23 protein-coding genes are annotated in these 20199 nt (G+C 36.9%); 22 read left to right on the top strand and 1 reads right to left on the bottom strand.

Annotated elements, in window-relative coordinates:
* Positions 1-296 precede the first annotated feature (296 nt).
* Positions 297-2600 carry a transcriptional regulator gene (locus EDX97_RS10700; RefSeq protein WP_128521144.1) on the bottom strand — a complete coding sequence of 768 codons (2304 nt, stop codon included), beginning with the start codon at positions 2598-2600 and terminating at the stop codon, positions 297-299.
* Between the two features lie 302 nt (positions 2601-2902).
* Between EDX97_RS10700 and EDX97_RS10695 the strand changes: the two genes are divergently transcribed.
* From EDX97_RS10695 to EDX97_RS10590, 22 genes are all read left to right on the top strand, one after another.
* Positions 2903-3892, top strand: coding sequence for an NAD(P)-dependent oxidoreductase (locus tag EDX97_RS10695; RefSeq protein ID WP_128521143.1), 990 nt, complete (start codon positions 2903-2905; stop codon positions 3890-3892).
* Positions 3893-3902: 10 nt separating this feature from the next.
* Positions 3903-4559 carry a bifunctional 4-hydroxy-2-oxoglutarate aldolase/2-dehydro-3-deoxy-phosphogluconate aldolase gene (locus EDX97_RS10690; RefSeq protein WP_128521142.1) on the top strand — a complete coding sequence of 219 codons (657 nt, stop codon included), beginning with the start codon at positions 3903-3905 and terminating at the stop codon, positions 4557-4559.
* Between the two features lie 11 nt (positions 4560-4570).
* The gene (locus EDX97_RS10685; RefSeq protein ID WP_128521141.1) at positions 4571-5059 is read left to right on the top strand and encodes a PTS sugar transporter subunit IIB; all 489 of its coding nucleotides are present in this window, start codon (positions 4571-4573) and stop codon (positions 5057-5059) included.
* A 69-nt stretch (positions 5060-5128) separates the two neighbouring features.
* Positions 5129-5872, top strand: a complete 744-nt coding sequence (locus tag EDX97_RS10680) for a PTS mannose/fructose/sorbose/N-acetylgalactosamine transporter subunit IIC (RefSeq protein WP_128521140.1) — start codon at positions 5129-5131, stop codon at positions 5870-5872.
* A gap of 2 nt (positions 5873-5874) precedes the next feature.
* Positions 5875-6690, top strand: coding sequence for a PTS system mannose/fructose/sorbose family transporter subunit IID (locus tag EDX97_RS10675; RefSeq protein WP_128521139.1), 816 nt, complete (start codon positions 5875-5877; stop codon positions 6688-6690).
* 55 nt (positions 6691-6745) lie between these two features.
* On the top strand, positions 6746-7159 hold the full coding sequence (locus EDX97_RS10670; protein ID WP_128521138.1) for a PTS sugar transporter subunit IIA: 414 nt from the start codon (positions 6746-6748) through the stop codon (positions 7157-7159).
* Positions 7160-7177: 18 nt separating this feature from the next.
* The gene (locus EDX97_RS10665; protein WP_128521137.1) at positions 7178-7663 is read left to right on the top strand and encodes a hypothetical protein; all 486 of its coding nucleotides are present in this window, start codon (positions 7178-7180) and stop codon (positions 7661-7663) included.
* A 6-nt stretch (positions 7664-7669) separates the two neighbouring features.
* Positions 7670-8710: a zinc-dependent alcohol dehydrogenase gene (locus tag EDX97_RS10660; RefSeq protein ID WP_128521136.1), complete on the top strand. Its 1041-nt coding sequence runs from the start codon at positions 7670-7672 to the stop codon at positions 8708-8710.
* An 18-nt stretch (positions 8711-8728) separates the two neighbouring features.
* Positions 8729-9553, top strand: a complete 825-nt coding sequence (locus EDX97_RS10655; RefSeq protein ID WP_128521135.1) for a class II fructose-bisphosphate aldolase — start codon at positions 8729-8731, stop codon at positions 9551-9553.
* Positions 9513-10346 (top strand): HAD family hydrolase, encoded by an 834-nt coding sequence (locus EDX97_RS10650; protein ID WP_338076168.1) that lies wholly within the window; start codon positions 9513-9515, stop codon positions 10344-10346. Before EDX97_RS10655 ends, EDX97_RS10650 begins: the two co-directional genes overlap by 41 nt.
* 19 nt (positions 10347-10365) lie before the next feature.
* Positions 10366-11001: a beta/alpha barrel domain-containing protein gene (locus EDX97_RS10645; RefSeq protein WP_128521133.1), complete on the top strand. Its 636-nt coding sequence runs from the start codon at positions 10366-10368 to the stop codon at positions 10999-11001.
* Between the two features lies 1 nt (position 11002).
* The gene (locus EDX97_RS10640; protein ID WP_128521132.1) at positions 11003-11941 is read left to right on the top strand and encodes a phosphoglycerate dehydrogenase; all 939 of its coding nucleotides are present in this window, start codon (positions 11003-11005) and stop codon (positions 11939-11941) included.
* An 11-nt stretch (positions 11942-11952) separates the two neighbouring features.
* On the top strand, positions 11953-13143 hold the full coding sequence (locus EDX97_RS10635) for a mannitol dehydrogenase family protein (protein WP_128521131.1): 1191 nt from the start codon (positions 11953-11955) through the stop codon (positions 13141-13143).
* Positions 13140-14285 (top strand): mannitol dehydrogenase family protein, encoded by a 1146-nt coding sequence (locus EDX97_RS10630; protein WP_128521130.1) that lies wholly within the window; start codon positions 13140-13142, stop codon positions 14283-14285. The genes EDX97_RS10635 and EDX97_RS10630 overlap by 4 nt, the downstream gene beginning before the upstream one ends.
* Before the next feature lie 29 nt (positions 14286-14314).
* Complete coding sequence (gene rpe, locus EDX97_RS10625) at positions 14315-14989, top strand: ribulose-phosphate 3-epimerase (RefSeq protein ID WP_128521129.1); 675 nt, start codon at positions 14315-14317, stop codon at positions 14987-14989.
* The gene (locus tag EDX97_RS10620; protein ID WP_128521128.1) at positions 14979-15284 is read left to right on the top strand and encodes a UxaA family hydrolase; all 306 of its coding nucleotides are present in this window, start codon (positions 14979-14981) and stop codon (positions 15282-15284) included. The genes rpe and EDX97_RS10620 overlap by 11 nt, the downstream gene beginning before the upstream one ends.
* Positions 15281-16471, top strand: a complete 1191-nt coding sequence (locus EDX97_RS10615) for a UxaA family hydrolase (protein ID WP_128521127.1) — start codon at positions 15281-15283, stop codon at positions 16469-16471. Before EDX97_RS10620 ends, EDX97_RS10615 begins: the two co-directional genes overlap by 4 nt.
* A 19-nt stretch (positions 16472-16490) precedes the next feature.
* Positions 16491-17144 (top strand): hypothetical protein, encoded by a 654-nt coding sequence (locus EDX97_RS10610; RefSeq protein ID WP_128521126.1) that lies wholly within the window; start codon positions 16491-16493, stop codon positions 17142-17144.
* Between the two features lie 311 nt (positions 17145-17455).
* Complete coding sequence (locus tag EDX97_RS10605) at positions 17456-17929, top strand: PTS sugar transporter subunit IIA (RefSeq protein ID WP_128521125.1); 474 nt, start codon at positions 17456-17458, stop codon at positions 17927-17929.
* Complete coding sequence (locus EDX97_RS10600; RefSeq protein WP_128521124.1) at positions 17926-18231, top strand: PTS sugar transporter subunit IIB; 306 nt, start codon at positions 17926-17928, stop codon at positions 18229-18231. The genes EDX97_RS10605 and EDX97_RS10600 overlap by 4 nt, the downstream gene beginning before the upstream one ends.
* Before the next feature lie 31 nt (positions 18232-18262).
* Positions 18263-19513: a PTS galactitol transporter subunit IIC gene (locus tag EDX97_RS10595; RefSeq protein WP_128521123.1), complete on the top strand. Its 1251-nt coding sequence runs from the start codon at positions 18263-18265 to the stop codon at positions 19511-19513.
* 20 nt (positions 19514-19533) lie between these two features.
* Entirely contained in the window at positions 19534-20184 is a 651-nt protein-coding gene (locus EDX97_RS10590; protein WP_128521122.1) for a class II aldolase/adducin family protein, read from the top strand.
* The last annotated feature ends 15 nt before the right edge of the window (positions 20185-20199 follow it).

The raw sequence follows: 20199 nt of genomic DNA, 5'->3' as shown, positions 1-20199 counted from the left end.
ACAACAATATGTTATTTTCCACCCTAAATCTTAAATAGAAAAATGAGTATAAAAAAAGAGAGTGGAAAAAACCACCCTAAAAATTAAATACCCCTATTTAACAGCACATATTGGTTCTCGATCTCAAGAATCCGAAATCAATACCGTGAATCGGGCAACCGATATTTTATATAATTTTTTCTCTTCTCAACAATAATCATAAATAAAGATGCAGATGGAATGATAGAATCATCTGCACTTTTTCTAGTATATGACTGATAATTATTTGTGCGATGCACATATGTGTTGAATGGAGATTATTGTTGATTGTTGGGGATGTTCTCATAAATAGAGTTATATAATATATTGATTTCAGTATCGGTAAATTCTAATCCTGAAAGTTTTGGTTGTATGGATAAAGATTGTTTAATGATGTGAGAAACATCTTCATCGGTTGTTTCAACTTGTGTGTATTTCCGATTGGAATTTATTGTTTTGTCTATAATGCAGTTTGCGTGAAAAAGAAAATCAACAATAATACGGTTATTCAATTCGAATTGAACATTTTGGGCAATAAATAATAAACATTTGTAGAAAATTTCATTTGTTTTCGTAATATCAATAGAAGGAAATAAACTGCCAAAGAAGGTCAAATCGGTATCTCTATCTTTTTTTTGATTTAATGTGCTTTTGAGTAAATAGGAATTGATTTTATTTTGATTCATCAAATATCCTCTACTACTAAAAAATGTATCGTAATTAGTGATTTGCGAAGCTGTATATAAGGCGAATGCAGATACTGCAGAAAATGAAAATAATTGTATTTTCAATTTTAATACAAGTTGACTATCCAATAAGGTGAGTGGGTACGAATCTACAAATAAAGTCATCCCTTTTCCTCTGCTGATCATTTCAATTAGGTGAGCAATATGGTTTCGAAAATCTTTTAAAGGTCGTGATTCCCATTGCTCATTATAATCAATCGAATAAAATCGGTGGGAATGGGAATATTCATTAAATTTATCTGCGTAGTTCTCACTTGTATTGTTATGATGGCAAATGATTAGAGATGGTACTTTAGTATCATTGACGATTTCTAATCCTTGTTCAATGATGCTTTGAAGCAAAAACTTTTCAGTTTCCATGATCCTAAAGTGATTTTTCATCTGCACGTAATATTGTACGATATTGAACATATTTTGAGTGGATCGAGATATCTTCAGTTTATTATTTACCTTATATTTTAAGATTGATATCCGATTATCGACAAATTCCTGAAGGATCTGACAGGTGAGTTTAAGAATATTTGGATCTTTAGCTAAAGGACTGTCTTTTAATTTTTCTTCAAAAATATTATCAAAAGAATCAAATTGGAAATGATTCAAAGAGGATGTACATTTGATGAACATTTCAAACACATCAAAATCTTGATCGATTGATTCACTGAGATACAATTGATCCGATTTACTGAAATATGTATCCTGAAAGGATTGAATTGAAGTATGTGGATTGATATCGATCATTTCTGGTAAATTAGCTATCAATTTTTTGGCTGAATCGGAATAATTGTTGATGGGTCGAAAATGATGGCTTAAATGTTGTGAATTTAAATCGATGGTTTCTCCATTATTTTCAGAATAATATAGATTTTTAGCTAAGAACTTATATGTTTCTTGATAGAGTTCCTGACAATTTAGATTGTAATCATAGTCGATAAATTTACCGACTTGATCCGTGTGTAAGATCAATGCATGATTAGTTTCTTTGGCAAATTGAATGATCAAAGAAAGAAAGAGCAAAAGGATTTCTTTTTTTGGCCGCTCTTTTAGGTTAGGAATTTTTACTTTGGTAGGTATGATCAAGTTAGAGGTATCAAGAATCACACTTGGATATACAGCTAAAAAAATCAATGGTTGATTCAGTTTATGATTTTTATATTTCAATGATATATCATGGATAAATGTCGTGATATAGTCAATCGTATTTTCATTGATGTCATCAATATAAATGATTGGGAAATCTTCTACTTGCATTTGATTGATGATTGAATTTTTATCATTTTTTAAATAATGTGCACTACAAAAATAGATGGATTGTGCTTGCTTGAAAATATTTTGTTGGTGGGCAATAGCAAATAAAGATTGAACAATAAATTTCTTTCCCGTTCCTTTTTCACCGACAATTTCAAGAACCGTTACATTTTTTGATGGAGGTAGGAAAAAGTAAGGAGCCAAACGTTGAATCGCAAAATAGAGTGAGCCATCATTTTCCATGCCCACGATTTGAGATAATTGATTGCTGTTTACGACATTTGAAGTGTGGATGTAATTGGTGATGGAATCTGTTTTTAAGATAATTTTGGGTAGCTTTATGGATGGATAGTATTTTAGAACCACTTCTCGGGATATATACAAAGTTGGCCGACCTTCAATCTTGATCAATTGATTTAAGGTGAATAATTTGTTTAAAATTCTTGATACATTCGAGCGGTCGATAGATAGATCTAGTGCAATGGAATAAGCACTGCAGTCATCAAAAGTAAATGTATTATCTTCAATATGAGTAGTCGTGTATTTTTCGACTACTTTTTTTATTTGTTCTTGGCGAGTTGATTTATCCATAAAGTCCTCCTATTGATATAAGCGCTTACAATTTATTGAAAAAAATCGGTATTTTTTTCGTGTGATTTTATATGAATTTTTTCTTTATTGTCAGATCATATGTGTAACTTCATTGTAGCACAAAGTGTATTTATTTATGATTTAATGTGTATAAAATTTGAAATATGCTTTATATAAAGTAAAAATAAGTGTTACACATTGAAAAAAATATGAATTTGACCATGTAAAATATCCATGTTAAAAGTAAATTGCGCAAAGCAAATGGCTTGAGCCCGAATCGAGATGAAGTGAGGTGAAAAAGTTTGCAGAAAGAAAAAATTGCGATTGTGAACGTAAACAGTTATGGTCGAGATTTTCCTGAGTATATTCAATATCTGGAATCCGAAATTGGACCCGTTCAGAAGTTTAGATTTGATCAGGATGTATCTTCCGAAGAATTAGCTAATCAATTGCGAGGGTATCAATACATCATTTTAGGGACACATCCAACCTTAAAAGCTAAATTTTTTGATTTAGATCCAGATGTCAAATTAGTGGCTCGTCACGGTCTTGGTTACAACAATATCAATCTAGAAGCAGCCAGAAAACATGGTGTATATGTTACAAAGGAAGCCAAAATCATAGAGCAAGATGCAGTAGCAGAAATTACGATTGCGTTATTACATGCCGTAGCACGGAACATATGTGTGGCCAATCGTATGGTCCATGAACAAGAGTGGGGCGTACATCGTGAACGATTGATGGGTCTACACCTTCGAAACAAAGTCACAGGAATCATTGGATATGGCAATATCGGTCAAAGGGTGGGGGACATCATGAAGCAAGGCTATAATAATCAGATCCTTGTCTATGACCCATTCTTGCCAAAAGAAGTTGCTCGGCAAAAAGATGTGACGCTGTGCGATTTAAAGTATGTTTTAGAACATGCTGATATCATTTCTTTGCATTGTAATTTAACCGATGAAAATGAACATTTGATTGGTAAAGAAGAATTGGGATGGATGAAGTCGTCAGCAATCTTGCTCAATTGTGCTCGAGGAGCATTGGTTGATGAAGTAGCTGTGGCACAAGCTATCGAAAATAAAAAATTGTTTGGTTATGGAGCGGATGCATGCATCCGAGAACCCATCGAGCCAACGAATCCTCTCTTGAAATTGGATAGAGTGGTATTGTCTCCTCATGTCGGTGTGTATAACTTAGAGTGCACTAAAGGAATGAATCAAAAAGTGTATGAAGATATTATCAATGTACACAATGGAAAGCGTCCAAGTGAGATTGTAAATGGATTGTAGGTGATAAAGAATGATACGAGATGAAGTAATTCAAGCTATTGAAGAAAATAAAATTATTGCGATCACTCGAGGAATCTATGATGAAGAACTGAGAAAATTGGCAAAGGCACTGGTTGATGGAGGCATTCGTTGTTTCGAAATCACATTTGATCAAACGGATCCTAATACAGCCGAAACGATCACACGTAATATCAAAATGTTAAAGAAACAGTTTGGTGATGTGCTGAAACTAGGTGTTGGAACGGTTCTAACAACAGAACAAGTTCATATTGCTAAAGAAGCAGGGGCCGAATTTATTGTTTCGCCCAATTTCAATGAATCTGTTGTAAAGGAAACGTTAGATGCAGGCTTGGTATCTATGCCAGGGGCTATGACACCTTCGGAAATTTGTGCTGCAGATGAAGCAGGAGCTGATTTTATTAAGTTATTTCCAGCTGGAACGTTAGGTATCAAATACTGCAAAGATATTTTTGCGCCCCTTCATCATGTGAAATACATTGCAACGGTCAGTGTTACAGAAGAAACATTCAAACAATATTTGGATCTAGGATTTGTAGGAGCTGGCATCTCTTCGCGATTGGTTGATAAAAAATTACGCGAAGAAGGCAATTATGCCGAATTGACAAGAAGAGCGCAACGATTTGTGGAAATAGCAAGCAAATATTAATGGGAGAGCATATGGACAATTTAAAGCTAACTAGAATTGATTTTCGTTTAATTCATGGACAGGTAATGACACGTTGGGTCAAGAAATATGATATTGAATCCATTGTTGTCATTGATGATCGTTCGGCAAAAAGCCCGATCATGAAGAAAATTTTATTAAATGCGGCACCACATGGTGTAAAAGTTGAAGTCTTAACTGCGGATGAAGCAGGAAAACGTTGGAAGGAAGAAAGTTTTCCAACAAATAATTTATTGATTTTGTTTAAAACGCCTGCAGGGGCTGCTAAAGCCTATGCTGCTGGTGTTAAATACCCATCATTGCAAGTTGGTGGAATTGAAGGAGCGGGAAACAAGGTGAATATTTGTCGAAACATCGTTATGTCACAAGAAGATGTAGATGCCTTGAAACCGATGTATGAAGATGGTGTTGAAATTTTCTGTCAGCCAATTCCAGAAGATAACAAAGTGCCATTTAAAACAGCTCTTGAAAAATTCCAATAGCGATTGATTTGGGAAAAGATTCAAAAATGAATCAAAATTGCTTACCAGTATTAAAGGAGGAGAGAACAAATGGTACAAGCATTATTAATGGCTTTATTGGCATTGCTTAACGGTACACAAGGACCAACGTTTTGGTACTTCTTCCGTGAGCCAGTAATGGCCGGTTTCTGGGTAGGATTAATTTATGGCAATCCCGTACAAGGAACGATGATTGGTGCAACAATCAACATTTCATATCTAGGTTGGATTTCTGCAGGTGGTGCAAATGCCTCGGATCTATATTGGGCCGGATTACTTGGAACGTTCGTTGCCATCAAAGGTGGTATGGATATTAACCAGTCGGTAGCGTTTGCGGTTCCGATTGGATTATTAGGAAACTACATGCATGTTGCTTATATGACACTTGCTTCAATTTGGCCGGTTCGTATGGACAAATTAGCGGAAAAGGGTGATTGGAAAGGCATTCGACGTTTACAAGTATTAGGTGGACCTTGCATCGTATTATTGGTTCGTGTATTACCTGTATTCTTAATTGCATGGTTTGGTAGCGATTTCATTAAAACTATGATTGCAAGTTTACCAGTATGGTCGATGAACGGTTTGGCAGCCGTTGGTAAGATTTTACCTGCATTAGGTATGTCCATGCTGTTGAAGTTTATGTGGAAAAAAGAATTGGCAATTTTCTTCATTTTAGGTTTATCCATTGCCGCATATACGCAAATGACTGATTTGTTGTTGTATGCAATCATTGGAGTATGTTTCGCTGTCTTATTGATCAAGTTAGGATTTGGCGAAACAAAGGAGGCTGAATAGGTATGGCTAAATTAACACAAAAAGATGTCAAAAGTGCAATGCATTGGTGGTGGGTCACTTCCCACATGACCTATAACTATCAGCGTCTACAAGCCGGATGTTTGGCAGGTATGATGGGACCAATCCTTGATAAATTATATGATGGAAATAAAGAAAAAGTGTCCGAAGGTTTGGTTCGCCATATGCAATATTTTAATACAGAGCCTCGTTGGGGAGCTGTATTACCAGGTATGGTCGTTGCATTGGAAGAAGGTATTGCTAATGAAGCCGGAGATGATGTGGATGCATCCATGGTCACGGAATTAAAGACTGCATTGATGGGTCCATTAGCTGGTATTGGTGATACAATCTGGGCTGGATTGATCAAACCGGTCATTCTTAGTATCGTCTTAGCTTGGGCAGCGCAAGGATATATTTGGGGTGCTTGGGCATATGGTATCGGTGTAACATTGTTAGATTTTGCCGTTACATACGCCATGTTCAATCAAGGATATAAGTTGGGTGTAAACTCGATTGATAAGTTCTTAGAAGGAGGATTCATTGCGAAAGTAACGACCTTCTTGGGTATTGTTGGTTTGTTCTGCTTGGGTGCGATGATTGTAAAGTACGTGACAATTGGTGCTGTATTAACGGTAACGTTGAGTACAGGTAAATTACAAATTGGCGATATTTTAAATAAGATTTTCCCTTGTATCATACCTTTAGCGTTTACCTTATTGGCTTATCGATTACAAGTAAAAGGTAAGAGCATCACTACTGTATTGTTAGTATTATTTGTCATCGGATTCGTTGGTGGAGCCGTTGGATTCTTAGGATAATTCATGTAAGCGGGGAAGCCATTCACTTCCCCGTTTCATTATAAGGAAGGAATATATGGTAAATATTTTAATAGTTACACATGGGCCGTTGGCGCAGGCTTTCAAAGAGAGCTCAAGAATGTTTTTTGGAGATGCAGTTGATGCACTGGAAACAATTGGATTAGCTGTTGGAGAAAGCCCTGAGCAACTCAAAAATGAAATTATTGAGAAAATCGATGCAATGGATACGGGGGATGGTGTTTTGATCTTTGTCGACATTTTTGCCGGTTCACCATTCAATATGGTTGCTTTGGCTATCGACGAAAAAAAAGAAAGCCATCAATTGGAGTGTTTCACGGGGGTAAATATGCCCATTGTGATGGAAGCCTTATCGAGTGCATCGACCATGAAAATGAATGACTTGAAACAACATTTGAAATCAATATCTAAGGATACGATTGTCGATCTTCGTGCATCTTTAGATATCTAAATATGAAAGGGGAATCCTATGGTATTTGGCATTCAAACAGATATTTTTGAGGATACAAAATCAAGAAAAATATTTCATATCAAATCCACAAATAAAAATTACTTGTTGCAAGATGGCTTGGATTTCAAAGTTCGATTATTACGCATGAACATTGTGGATTCCATATCCTTTGTGTTCTTGTTCAATCTTCTATTTCATCTTCCGATGATATTGAATATTGTCTTTGTGGCCGTGCTCTATTTTGCTTATTTATTCTATTTCAATTATAAGATCTTGCCAAATTTACAAGAAGCAAAAAAGGTAGAGCGAAAACAACAGATCGTTTCGACCAAAAAAGAAACGTCATTTCCTATCGTGGCTATTGGATATTTGTTGATTGGCATAGGATTAATTTATTGCCTGATCACCCATCAGGTCACTTCCGAACTGATGATCCTAGTTTGTGGTGCCACGATCGTCTCGGTTTCCATGGGGATGTACTATTTGCTCCTTTATGTGAGGTGATGGGCAATGAAATCAAAAGCACTATTGATCGAAGACAAAAAGAAGCTTAGCTATCGCTCCATTGATGTACCTGAAGTTGGCGATTATGAAGTTTTATTTCATACGCAAGCTGTTTCTTTGTGCACAGTTGATCGAAGAACGTATCTAGGAACTCGAAAGCATCCATTTCCTTTTCTAGGAGGGCATGAATGTAGTGGAATCATTGAAAAAGTGGGACGTGGCGTTGTCGAAGTCCAACCAGGTGATCATGCCATCTTTACCTCGGCTTACTGTATGCAGTGTCAGTTAGACCGCGAAGGAAAAGGAACACAATGCAAAAATAAACAAAAAATGCCTCAACGAGCCAATTTACACGGTGGAATGATCATGGGTGGTGGCTTAAGTGAATATATTGTTATTCCTGCTTGGCAAATCATCAAGATTCCCTTTGATCTAGATTTCAATGCGGCGGCATTGACCGAGCCTTTGGCCTGTACTGTACACAGTATCAAAAAGGCCAATATTCAGTTTGGTGAAACCGTCGTGATCATTGGCTTGGGCATCATGGGCTATTTTCATTTGAAATTGTCCTTGATGAGAGGAGCAAGAGTCATTGTTTCCGAGAAGGATAAAAAAAGACAAGAACGAGCACATGAACAAGGTGCTTGGATGGTGATCGATCCTACCAAGCAAAATTTAGTAGAGAAAGTACGATCGATGACAAATGGCCTTGGTGCGGATGTGGTCATTAATACGATTCCTAGTCAAGGTGTTTGGCAAGATGCCATCGATGTATTATCGCCTTATGGTCGTTTGATCGCCTATAGTTCACAAGATGCAAAAGATAAGATTGGCATTGATTTTGGCATGATCCATAGCAAGGAAATCCAGATCATTGGTACACTCAATCCAACGCTGACGGATAATGAAGAGGCTGTAAAAATGATTGCTTATGGCTTGATCGATATGACACCAGTTATTGATGCATCCTATCCCTTTGATCAAGGAATCGAAGCGTTTCAAAAGGCAATAGCACCTGGTATGTATCGTGTCGTTATTAGATATTGAATGAAATAGGAGCGATATATGTTAGTGAATATGAAAGCCATGCTGGAAAAAGCAATGAATGAGAACTATGCCGTACCAGCATGTAACGTAGACAATGAACATAATTTGAGGGCTGCAATACAAGCTGCAGAAGAAACGAACTCTCCTTTAATACTAAATGTAACGCCCGTAGCTAACCCAGATATCATTTATTTTGGTCGTATCGCAACTGATTTGATTCGTCAATCAAAATGTTCAATTGCACTAAACCTGGATCATGGGAAAACCTTTGAAGCTTGTATTGCAGGATTGCGGGCGGGCTTTACAAATATCATGATCGATCGGTCTACTTTACCATTGAATGAAAATATCGAACAGGTCAAAGAAATGGTAAAAATTGTCCATTCGCAAGGATGTACGGTAGAAGCGGAACTAGGGCATGTAGGCTTTGGTCAAGAAGAAAAAAATGATCGATCGGTATTGACAAGAGTGGATGAAGCCATCGAGTTTGTAGAGCGTACGCAAATCGACGCATTGGCGGTTGCGATTGGTACGGCTCATGGTGTGTATCAAGGTGAACCACACATTCAATTTGATTTATTACATGAATTGCGAAGTGCATTACCAATTCCCTTGGTTTTACATGGGGGTAGTGGGACAGGAGATCAAAATCTAAAACGATGTGCACATGAAGGTATCAATAAAATAAATCTATCCAATGATCTCAAACGATCAGCTATCGCAAACTTAATTTGTCGGGATTTGTCAGGAAATGAAGTATATAACTTATATCCATTACTAGCAGAGGGGTTCAAGAATAAAATTGAATACTATATTAAACTCTTTGGATGTTCACAAAAGTAAGGTTTCGTTTTGTTTTTTTGATCTCGATGGCACATTGTTAGATTCCAATAAATGTATTTCCAATCGAACTTTACATATATTGATCCAAGGTAAAAAAGCTGGCTTACATTTTGGGATAGCCACAGGACGGGCTTTAAGTTCGATCTATCCTTTGATCAAAAAATATCAATTACAAGAGCTATTGGATGTGGTCATCGCCAACAGTGGAGCTGATCTTTTATTGTTACCAACGATGAAGCACATAAAAAATGGCTATGTGTCCATTGATCAAGTCAAAATGATCATTACTTCATTTTCTGCTTTGGAAGATATCACAATCGCTTTTCATAATCCAGGATCCTTGTTTGTGACCAAGCCAACTCCTTTGATGGAGCAAATTAGTCAAAATAATCAGGAACAAATGGTTTTAGTGGAAAATTCGCATAAAGAGTGGGAAGAACCAGCTCGTGTGATGTTGGAATTTCATCGGCCAGAAACGTTACAAACCATTCTTTCCATACTGATACCAAATTTGAAGGGTTATTGGACCGAAAAAAATATTTATGAGTTTTTGAATGAAAACGTATCCAAAGCCAAAGCTATTCAAATGTATGTACGATCCAATGGATCCAATTTAGAACATGTCATGGTGTTTGGCGATGGCGATAACGATGCAGAAATGTTAGAAGCAGCATCGATGGGGATTGCAATGAAGAATGCGAGTGAACAGGCAAAACAAGCAGCGAATATGATTTTGGAACATACAAATGATGAAGATGGAATTTATTACTTTTTAAAAGAATTTTTAAAGTGAAAATAGGAGGAAGAAAAAAATGGGATTACCAGAAACAACATTAAGAATAAAGAAAACCGGAATTTTTGCGGTTGTACGTGTAGAAACAATTGAACGAGGATTAGAAATTGCAAAAGGCTGTTATGATGGTGGCGTTGATGTCATGGAGATTAGTTATACCAATGCGAATGCAGGTGATGTCATTAAGGCAATCAAAGAAAAATATGGAGATGAAATGTGCATTGGTGCAGGTACAGTATTGGATCCAGCCACAGCCCGAATGGCTATCATGAATGGTGCGGAATTCATGGTTGCACCAAATTTTGATGCCCAAGTCCAAGAAATTTGTAATTTATATCAAGTGCCTTATGGTCCAGGGTGCACAACCTATTCCGAAGCATTAACAGCGTTAAAAGCAGGAGCTAGCTTTATCAAGGCTTTCCCAATTTCGAATTATTATGGTCCAAGTCTAGCAAAAGTGTTCAAAGTGCCATGTCCACAACTTCCAATTTTGGCCAGTGGCGGGGTAAACCCGGAAAACGTGAAAGAATGGGTCGCTAATGGAGCAGAAGCATTAGGTGTTGGTGGCCTGTTGTCGAAGGGAACAAGTGAAGATATTGCCGCAAATGCTAAAAAATTACGTGATGCATTCGAGCAAGCGAAGGCAGGAAAATAATATGGCAACAATTTTGATCACGCCGCGAGGCTATGCAAAATATGGCGCTGCCTATAAAAAACAATTAGAATCGGCTGGCTATGAAGTTGATTGGAATGATACAGGAAAGCCGCTTCCTCGGGAAGTATTTGTAGAAAAAACGAAGCAAGCAACCGGAATCATCGTTGGTGTTGATTCTTTAGATCGAGACTTATTGCTACAATGTAAAAATTTAAGATCAATCGTTAAATTTGGCGTGGGTTTGGACAATATTGATTTGCCAACTTGCGACGAAATGGGAATCAAAGTAGGGCGTTGTATCGGTACAAACTCGAATGCTGTGGCTGAATTGACAGTGGGTATGATGTTTGCGGCGGCTCGCGATTTGGTTGGAAATGTCATTCATGTAAAAAATCGGGAATGGGTCAAACCAACGGGTTTTGAACTAAAAGGAAAGAATATTGGCATCATTGGATTTGGCAATATCGGTAAAAATGTAGCACGAATGGCAAAGGGAATCGGTATGCATATTTATGCTTACGATATTTTTGAGATTCCACAACAAGTACTTGATCAATATGAGGCGACACAAACGACTGTTGATGAAATATTGACTTCATGTGATTTTATCACCATTCATACACCACTAACGGATGAAACGAGAAATATGATTTCAACTGGAGAATTCAAAAAGATGAAAAATACTGCGATATTGATCAATGCAGCTCGCGGAGGCATCGTGAATGAAAAAGCCATTTATGAAGCTTTAAAAAATCATGAAGTCCATGCTGTATGTTCGGATGTATTTACAAGTGAGCCGCCTCAACAAGAAGCATGGATCGATGAGTTATTGGCGATGGATCAATTTATTTTAACGGCTCATATTGCGTCCCGTTCACAAGAAGCAGAGATGAATACAGTCATACGAGCAACAGAAGTGATGTTGAATAATTTGGAATAGGAGGGATGTAAATGAAGGTCATTATTTTAGGCGCTGGACGAATTGGTCGAGGATTTGTGACACAAATCATGCTTTTGAATCATGTACAAATTACTTATTTTGATGTCATGGATCCGATGGTCAAACAATTAAATGAGATTGGATCATATACCATTCATGTATTGGGTCATCCGGAAAAAGATATCGTCAATACGAATGTAACCGCGTATAGTGCGAATGATATTGAAAAATTGGCCGAAGTTTGGGCTGATGCCGATTTTGTTTTTACCGCATGTGGTGGAAAGAATATGCCAACGGTCGGCAAAACATTGGGTAAGGCGTATAAAACGATGTTATGTAATGGGAAAGGCCATGTGACAAACATTATCACTTGTGAAAATTGGATCGAACCAGCACGCGATCTAAAACAAGCATTGGAAGCCGAATTGAATGAGGATGAAAAACGAATGTTTGAAAAGAATGTTGGCGTTGGCGAAGCCGTCATCCTTTGTACAGGGACAGGTGCACCGGATCCAAGCTTACTTACAAATCCTTTGGATACTTGGATCCAAAACTTCCCTTATTTACCAATGGATAAAGCCGCTATCAAGGGGAATCTACCAAATTGGGAATATGTAGATTTTGTGGATCAGTTTGGTAATTTGTTGACACAAAAACTGTATACCAATAACACAAGTTGTGGATCGATTGCGTATTTAGGTCATTTACTTGGTGAAAAATATTTAGCGGTTGCAGCCAATAGTCCGGAAATTGCGCCGATTTTAGATGAAATCTATGAGGAGATCAATCAAGCATTGATTAAAGGAATGGGAATTGATGAAGAAAGTCAATTGGCTTTTTCAAAGCGAGCGAAAGCAAAATATACGGATTTAGATATTGTTGATCCAATCACGCGAATTGCACGGGATCCTTTGCGAAAACTAAAGCCCAACGATCGTTTGATTGGCCCAAGTAAAATTGCGTTATCGGTTGGTGTGGAACCCAAAGCAATTGCGCTTTGTACAGCGGCAGCCTTATTCTATGACAATCCCGAAGATGAATCGGCGGTGCAACTGCAAAAAATGCGCAAGCAATATGGAATTGGCTACATTTTGGAAAACGTTTGTGGATTAAAGCCGGATGAAAAACTATATACCATGATCATCGATGGCATTCATGAACTCCAAAAACGTGGATGGTTAAAAGAGGAAGTGAATCTATGAAAAAAGCAGTTGTGATTGGAGCTGGACAAACCGGTCGTGGATATTTACCACGTTTTATGTTTGAAAATGGCAATTATGAAATCACTTTAGTAGATAAAAATAAAGCATTAATTCAGTTACTGCAAGAAGATCAAGCTTACTGTATTCACTTTTATTCGAAAGATCGAAAACCACTTTATATCCATGGCATCCACGCGTATTTGTCGGATTCAGAAGAAGCTACAAAAGCTATCTATGAAGCTAATTATGTTTTCACTTCGGTTGGTGAACAAAATTTAGGTGATGTGGCCCGACAACTTAAAGCTGGTTTAGCAGGTAAAAAGAAGAAAACCATCATCATGACGGCTGAAAATGGAATCAATCCAGGGCGTGTGTTAAAGCAACATATGCAGGAGGAAGGCATAGTAGCGGAGTATGTGATTTCTATGACGGCGGTATTCTGTTCAACAGTAAAATTGGATAAGACCCGTTTGGATATTTTATCGATGAATGAATATTATTTTCCATTTGATGCCGATGCGATTGATACGATCGATTTTGAGGGGGCCATTCCCGTTCATGATTTTGAGAAATTCTTAAAACGTAAAATATACACATACAATGCGCTAGCTGGCTTGATTTCATATTGTGGCTATGTCAAAGGTTTTGAAGTATATGGTGATGCAGCTAATGATCCAGATATTTCCAAAACAATGGATTATCTACTAGAAGATCTGAATCCTTCTTTAGAAGATTATTTCCAAATCACGAAAGAAGATGAGGAAGAATTTGCTCAACGTGCAATGAAAAAAATGAAGAATCGAGATATTCTTGATTTTAATATAAAGAATGGTCGAGCGCCGAAACGTAAGTTAGGTCCGACAGAACGTATCATGTCACCAATGAAAATTTTGATGGATCATCATCGCGATTATCGGATCATGGAATTTGTTGCTGCGGCTGCATTGGTCTATTGGCAAGAAAGACAAGGTTTGAATAATGAACCGATGCTAGAGAAAAGCCCAATTGAAACGTTTTGTGAATTGAATGATCTAGATATGGATTCAAAAATTGCGCAAGATGTGCAGTATTATTATGAACAAATCATGAAAAATCGTAATCATGTGCAAGTCTTAGATATCATCGATTCAAAGGCTGAATAAGATGATCTGTAACAGAAAGAGGACGATATATGAGTCAATTATTATGTCCAAGCATGATGTGTGCGGATCTTCAAAACTTAAAGCATGAAGTGCATCAATTGGATCAAGCAGGTGTAGACATCTTTCATTGTGATATCATGGATGGCAGTTTTGTTCCTAATTTTGCGTTGGGATTAAGTGATGTTCAGGCCATTCGTAAATCGACTGATGCATTGGTGGATGTACATTTGATGATTGAAGATCCAGCGGATAAGATCGATTGGTTTTTAGATGCAGGAGCTGATCTAATCTATATTCATCCAGAATCTGAAAGATACGTTGTGAAAACCTTGGCACATATCAAAGATCGAGGAAAAATGGCTGGCATTGCTATCAATCCGGACACCAGTATTGAGACGATCAAAGAGATGCTTTATTTGTGTGATTATGTGTTAGTGATGACGGTAAATCCAGGATTTGCTGGCCAAAAATTTCAAGAATTTACCATCCATAAAATAAATAAATTGGTAGAAATGAAGAAAGAGTTTGGCTTTAAAATTGTCGTTGATGGCGCATGTTCGCCTGAAGTGATCATGCATCTGTTAAAAATAGGTGTGGATGGTTTTATTCTGGGTACAAGTGCTTTATTTGGAAAGCCGGGAACCTATCAACAAATCGTAGCGTCATTGCGGCAAACCATGCAGGTACTTCCCAATGAAAAATAACGCCATGCTCATTCATGAAAAAGACAATGTCATTGTGGTTCTGGAAGCTATAGAAAAGAATCAAAACATCGTTTATACAAATTCGAGGGGAAAACAGATCATGCTTTCTCCTCTTCAGTCTATTCCTATTTATCATAAAGTTTCGATTTGCCCGATTCATAAAAATGAGGTTGTCCTAAAATATGGGGAAAGAATTGGTTGGGCAACGCAAGATATCGCAAAAGGGGAATGGGTCCACACACATAATTTAAGCAGTATAGCTAATGACCTGGAACGAAAGGACGATGCAGTATGAATTTATTTGGCTATCGTCGAGCAGATGGAACCATAGGCATTCGCAATCATGTTTTGATCTTGCCAACGAGTGTATGTGCATCGGATGCGGCAAGTCAAATTGCGGAGAAAGTCGATGGAACGATCGCAATTCATAATCAATTGGGATGTTCACAAAATGCATATGATCAAGCTTGTACTCTTCGGACTTTAGCTGGGTTGGTTGCCAATTCAAATGTATATGGTGCAATCGTCATATCTTTAGGTTGCGAAAATTGTCAAATGGACTTGATGATCGATGCCATTCGACAAAGAACCAATAAACCGCTTGAAACATTCATCATTCAAAAATGTGGAGGAGTTGCTTCGGTACTTGATCAAGCTATTCCTAAGGCACGAGCAATGGTTCAAGCTAGCTTAGCAGTACCTAGAATGCCAATTCTTTTATCGGATATTATACTTGGTACTGAATGTGGGGGTTCTGATCCTACCAGTGGATTGGTAGCAAATCCACTGATTGGTATGTTGTCTGATCATGTTGTTGATCAAGGAGGAACGTCCATCTTATGTGAAACAACCGAGTTTATTGGTGCTGAACATATTTTGATGAAAAAAGCAAAAGATTCTGTTGTTGCGCAAAAGATCAAAGATATCATTTTACCTTATGAAGAAAGTCAGTTGGTGGTTGGAGAAAATGTAAGAAAAAGAAATCCTTCCCCAGGTAATAAAGCTGGTGGAATAACCACTCTAGAAGAAAAATCACTGGGATGCATCCAAAAGGCAGGGCACCGTGTGATTGAGAATGTTTTAGATTATGCACGACCCATTGATCAAAAAGGATTGATCATCATGGATACACCGGGCAATGATCCTATTAGTATGATGGGAATGGCTGCGGGAGGTTGTCAAATCATCCTGTTTTCAACGGGATTGGGAACTCCATTAGGGAATCCAATTGTACCGGTCATTAAAATATCAGCTAATCCACACGTAGCTCATTTCATGAATGAACATATTGATCTAGATGCCAGTGATGTGACGAATGGAAAGATAACTTTGGCGAATGCTTTCGTTGCTTTACAGTCCTTATTTTATGAAACGGTGAATGGGAAATGTACAAAAGCAGAGGAGACAAATTGTAATGAGATAGCTATAGCACGTGTGAATAAATATGTAAAAAATGGAAAAGTAAAAGAATACTATTATTGATTCTTAGGTGGATGGATAGATGAATACAACGAATTTTCTTATTTTGTTATTGATCATTGGAGGCTTAGTCGTTGCAAAAACAATAATGAAAAGTCGGGTCAATCGTAAAATTTATCAAAGTTTACAAAATAATGATGAATCATCGTACATGAAAACATTAAATAGCTTTTCTTGTAAAATGTCCTATCCAGCCTTCGATAGAGAATTTATGAAATTGACTTTCTACATGAAAAAGAATGAATTGGAAAAAGTGCATGATCAAGTTTCATTTATACTAAATGAAATGAATATCAATGATTCTCAAAAGATAGCCGTGTATCGACAAGCTTTTTATTATTATATCAAGCGTGCTAGCTATAAAGATAGCAAAAAGATATTAGAGCAGGTCAAACAATTAGACAAGTATCCCAATGTTATTCATGCAATGGAAATTTCATATGATGTCTTTGTAGAAAAGAAAGCCAATCATATCGAGGAAATCAAGAAGAAGTTGGATAACATGCAAGAATCATCCGAGGGAAGAAGTAACTTGGAGTTGATGCTTGGCCTACAATATGCCTATCAAGGAAATCAAGAAGATGCAAAAGTGTATTTTCAGAAAGCATTGGACCACAATGAAGATGCGGCATTGGAACAAGTCATTCATGATGCCATGGGAAAATATATAAAGTAATGTGTGATTATATAATGAATCAAAATCCAAATTTATTTTGATTGGATCAAGAGGAAATCAAAGAGTAAAATCTTTGGTTTCTTTTTTTGTATGGTAGATGTGCATATATCTGATTTGCAAGAACCTATGGAAATAAGAGCAATGATGTAAGGAAGTAGTGTAGAGACCACGAACAAGACACGAAATCTTTTGTGTATATCAATTAGTTCAATTTAGCGTTTTTCTTTTGACTCGGCTTTGAACTTTATGAAAAAAGAAGTGATTCATATAATGACAATAGAAAGACATACAAATGAAAAACGAGGACCACAATGATTTGGGATAATTTAAAACAAGATTTGATTTTTATCGATTTAGATGTTGAAGATAGAGAAGATGTATTTAAAACAGTTGGTGGAAAACTGACTGAATTAGGTTATACAAAAGATACATATGTTGGAGCGTTGGGTGAACGCGAAAAGGTATTTCCTACGGGTTTAGATGTCGGTGGTATTGGTGTAGCGATTCCGCACACTGACCAAGTACATGTAAATAAAACAGCATTGGCAGTAGCAAAGTTGAAACATCCAGTCATGTTTCATCAAATGGCAACGAATCCAAAAGATAATGTTATGGTTCCGGTTACTTTTATTATCATGCTAGCAGTTAATGGAAGCAATTATATGGAATTTTTACAACACGTCATTATGTTGATTCAAGACCAGGATGTTCTGAAAAAACTCGTTAATGCAACTAATGCAAAAGAAATCATTGAAACCATCAAGAAAAAGGAGGAAACATTATGAGGAAATTTACGATATTATCGGCTTGTGGTACAGGAGTTGCAACGTCTACCGTGGCGGCTAACAAATGTAAAACTTTACTAAAAGAACGAGGGATTCCTCAGGTAGATATTATTGAATGCAAAGCAACAGAAATTGTTGCAAAAGCCGATATTATTCATCCTGATTGCATTATTCATACTGCCGAAATTCCAGTTCAAAAGTTAAAGGGAATAAAAACATTTCGTGCGTTGCAATTTATTACTGGAATAGGGGCTGAACAATTAGCCGATGAAATAGCGGAGTATTTGAAAACATTAGCATAAAAATAAGGAAAAATAGGAGAGAAAAACCTTTATGGCTGTACTTAATTATATTTTAGGCATGGGATCATCCGTTGTCATGCCAATCATCATTACTGTTCTTGGATTGATATTAGGTGAAAAATTCTCAAAAGCATTTCGCGCAGGTTTGACAATTGGTATTGGATTTATTGGTATTAATTTAGTTGTTGGTTTAATGGGGCAATATATTACACCAGCAACGCAAGCAATGGTTGCGCGTTTTGGATTAAATCTTGAAGTTATTGATGTTGGATGGCCAGTCAGTTCATCCATTGCATTTGCAACAAATATTGTACCTTTTGTATTTATTACTTGTTTTGTCATCAACATCATTATGTTGGCATTTAACTGGACCAAGACATTAGATATCGATATTTGGAACTATTGGCATTTTATTCTAACAGGATCTTTAATTCAATACATGACGGGAAGTATGATTTGGGGAATTATTGGATCTGGTATTACATTCATTATCATTGTTAAATTTGCCGATATGACAGCACCATTGGTTCAAGATTATTTTGGTCTTCCTGGTATATCATTACCACACACAGAAACGGTCAGTTGGGCACCTATCTTCATTTTATTGGATAAAGTCTATGATAAAATTCCAGGATTGCGCAGTGTTAATTTAGATGGTGAAGCAATCTCCGAAAAATTAGGATTCTTAGGTGAACCAATGATTTTAGGTGTCATCTTAGGTGCGGCAATTGGTGTTATGGCAGGTGAAGATCTAGCTGGTGTCGTCACAATTGCTGTAAATATGGCTGCTGTAATGTTTATTTTACCTCGTATGGTATCTATTTTGATGGAAGGTTTAATGCCATTGAGTGAAGACGCTAAGAACTTTATGAACAAGAGATTCCCAGGAAAAGAAGTATATATTGGTTTGGATGCTGCAGTTGCAACTGGATCGCCAATGGTCATCTCCAGTGCATTGATCATGATACCAATCACTTTATTATTGAGCTTTATCCTACCTGGTAACAAAGTAATGCCATTGGTTGATTTCTCGACAATACCATTCTTCATGATTTGGCCTGTTGTTGCATCAAAAGGAAATTTATTACGTGCACTGATTTCAGGTACATTAATGATGATTTGTATTTTGTATATTGCTACCGATTTGGCACCAACAGTTACAACAATTGCTAAGTCTGTCGATTTTGCATTCCCAGAAGGGGCAAAATATGTATCTTCATTGGATATTGGAGCTCACTTAGTACCATATGTAATTGCTAAAATTATTAGTATATTTGCTTAATTAGGGGATGATGAATTGATATGTTATTAGAACAAGAAAGAAAACACGTAATTGAAATTGCGCTAACAATTCAACGAGAAAAATTAATTCCATTAACATTTGGAAATTTTAGCTTAAGAGATCCTGAAACTGGATATATATGTATCACACCAAGCGGGATGCCATATGAAACATTACATCCTTCAGATATTGTAGTGGTTGATGTAGACAATCACATTGTGGATGGAGAAAGAAAACCATCTATTGAAGCACCGATGCATACTGCGATTTATCGAAAACGTCCGGATGTAAATGGTATTATTCATACACATTCAACATTCTGTACAGCATGGGCTTGCCGGGATATTGATGGCATGCCATGTATTACTTCAGAAGCTGCTGATTTAGTTGGTGGAAAAGTAAAAGTTGCAGAATTCTGTTTACCAGGTTCACAAGAACTAGCAGATGTTACATCAGAGGCGATTGGACAAGATAGGGCAGTTTTAATGGGAAATCACGGAGCTATCTGTGTTGATAGTGATATTGATAAAGCTTTAAAAGATGCCATTGTTTTGGAAGAAAGTGCAAAAGTTGCTTATTATGCATTCCAAATGGGTGATGTAAATATTTTAGAAGATCAGATTGCAGAATTTATGCGTAAAGATACCGAAAAGAACTATGGTCAACAATAATTAGGAGGGAAAAAT

Source organism: Absicoccus porci (assembly GCF_003725415.1).
Classification (GTDB): Bacteria; Bacillota_I; Bacilli_A; order Erysipelotrichales; family Erysipelotrichaceae; genus Absicoccus; species Absicoccus porci.
The sequence above is the reverse complement of the archived record's forward strand: the minus strand, read 5'-3'. Positions and strand labels throughout refer to the sequence as shown.

Coding starts and splice junctions, on each gene's coding strand:
- EDX97_RS10680 (WP_128521140.1), top strand. CDS start 5,129: ATGGTACAAGCATTATTAATGGCTTTATTGGCATTGCTTAACGGTACA.
- EDX97_RS10670 (WP_128521138.1), top strand. CDS start 6,746: ATGGTAAATATTTTAATAGTTACACATGGGCCGTTGGCGCAGGCTTTC.
- EDX97_RS10630 (WP_128521130.1), top strand. CDS start 13,140: ATGAAAAAAGCAGTTGTGATTGGAGCTGGACAAACCGGTCGTGGATAT.
- EDX97_RS10615 (WP_128521127.1), top strand. CDS start 15,281: ATGAATTTATTTGGCTATCGTCGAGCAGATGGAACCATAGGCATTCGC.
- rpe (WP_128521129.1), top strand. CDS start 14,315: ATGAGTCAATTATTATGTCCAAGCATGATGTGTGCGGATCTTCAAAAC.
- EDX97_RS10645 (WP_128521133.1), top strand. CDS start 10,366: ATGGGATTACCAGAAACAACATTAAGAATAAAGAAAACCGGAATTTTT.
- EDX97_RS10685 (WP_128521141.1), top strand. CDS start 4,571: ATGGACAATTTAAAGCTAACTAGAATTGATTTTCGTTTAATTCATGGA.
- EDX97_RS10595 (WP_128521123.1), top strand. CDS start 18,263: ATGGCTGTACTTAATTATATTTTAGGCATGGGATCATCCGTTGTCATG.
- EDX97_RS10690 (WP_128521142.1), top strand. CDS start 3,903: ATGATACGAGATGAAGTAATTCAAGCTATTGAAGAAAATAAAATTATT.
- EDX97_RS10675 (WP_128521139.1), top strand. CDS start 5,875: ATGGCTAAATTAACACAAAAAGATGTCAAAAGTGCAATGCATTGGTGG.
- EDX97_RS10640 (WP_128521132.1), top strand. CDS start 11,003: ATGGCAACAATTTTGATCACGCCGCGAGGCTATGCAAAATATGGCGCT.
- EDX97_RS10620 (WP_128521128.1), top strand. CDS start 14,979: ATGAAAAATAACGCCATGCTCATTCATGAAAAAGACAATGTCATTGTG.
- EDX97_RS10665 (WP_128521137.1), top strand. CDS start 7,178: ATGGTATTTGGCATTCAAACAGATATTTTTGAGGATACAAAATCAAGA.
- EDX97_RS10700 (WP_128521144.1), bottom strand. CDS start 2,600: ATGGATAAATCAACTCGCCAAGAACAAATAAAAAAAGTAGTCGAAAAA.
- EDX97_RS10605 (WP_128521125.1), top strand. CDS start 17,456: ATGATTTGGGATAATTTAAAACAAGATTTGATTTTTATCGATTTAGAT.
- EDX97_RS10600 (WP_128521124.1), top strand. CDS start 17,926: ATGAGGAAATTTACGATATTATCGGCTTGTGGTACAGGAGTTGCAACG.
- EDX97_RS10590 (WP_128521122.1), top strand. CDS start 19,534: ATGTTATTAGAACAAGAAAGAAAACACGTAATTGAAATTGCGCTAACA.
- EDX97_RS10635 (WP_128521131.1), top strand. CDS start 11,953: ATGAAGGTCATTATTTTAGGCGCTGGACGAATTGGTCGAGGATTTGTG.
- EDX97_RS10655 (WP_128521135.1), top strand. CDS start 8,729: ATGTTAGTGAATATGAAAGCCATGCTGGAAAAAGCAATGAATGAGAAC.
- EDX97_RS10660 (WP_128521136.1), top strand. CDS start 7,670: ATGAAATCAAAAGCACTATTGATCGAAGACAAAAAGAAGCTTAGCTAT.
- EDX97_RS10610 (WP_128521126.1), top strand. CDS start 16,491: ATGAATACAACGAATTTTCTTATTTTGTTATTGATCATTGGAGGCTTA.